Source organism: Amycolatopsis sp. w19 (assembly GCF_051373225.1).
GTDB classification, from domain to species: domain Bacteria; phylum Actinomycetota; class Actinomycetes; order Mycobacteriales; family Pseudonocardiaceae; genus Amycolatopsis; species Amycolatopsis japonica.
Genome location: NZ_JBPQFM010000064.1, coordinates 1 through 816, shown reverse-complemented (window position 1 = coordinate 816; position 816 = coordinate 1). Strand labels below are relative to the sequence as shown.

The window sequence follows — 816 nt, the reverse complement described above, 5'->3', positions numbered from 1 at the left end:
GAGGGGGTTGTGTGGTGTTTCAGAGCTGTAGAGTGGATGCGTAACATCTTTGTGGGCAAGTCCTCGGCCTATTAGTACCAGTCAACTCGACAACACATTACTGTGCTTCCATTTCTGGCCTATCAACCCAATGGTCTGTTGGGGGCCTTAACCCACAAAGGGGTGGGATACCTCATCTTGGAACAGGCTTCCCGCTTAGATGCCTTCAGCGGTTATCCCTTCCGAACGTGGCCAACCAGCCATGCCACTGGCGTGACAACTGGCATACCAGAGGTTCGTCCGTCCCGGTCCTCTCGTACTAGGGACAGCCTTCCTCAAGTATCCTACGCGCGCGGCGGATAGGGACCGAACTGTCTCACGACGTTCTAAACCCAGCTCGCGTGCCGCTTTAATGGGCGAACAGCCCAACCCTTGGGACCTACTCCGGCCCCAGGATGCGACGAGCCGACATCGAGGTGCCAAACCATGCCGTCGATATGGACTCTTGGGCAAGATCAGCCTGTTATCCCCGGGGTACCTTTTATCCGTTGAGCGACACCCCTTCCACCAGGTGGTGCCGGATCACTAGTCCCGACTTTCGTCCCTGCTCGACATGTCTGTCTCACAGTCAAGCTCCCTTGTGCACTTGCACTCAACACCTGATTGCCAACCAGGCTGAGGGAACCTTTGGGCGCCTCCGTTACTCTTTAGGAGGCAACCGCCCCAGTTAAACTACCCATCAGGCACTGTCCCTGAACCAGATCATGGTCCGAGGTTCAGATTCCCAATCCGACCAGAGTGGTATTTCAACAACGACTCCACCAACACTAGCGTGCC

At 56.0% G+C, this 816-nt stretch carries 1 rRNA gene; it reads right to left on the bottom strand.

The features are described from left to right. Positions 1–51: 51 nt before the first annotated feature. A 23S ribosomal RNA gene (locus ACSMFO_RS40135) occupies positions 52–816 on the bottom strand; the annotation flags it as partial.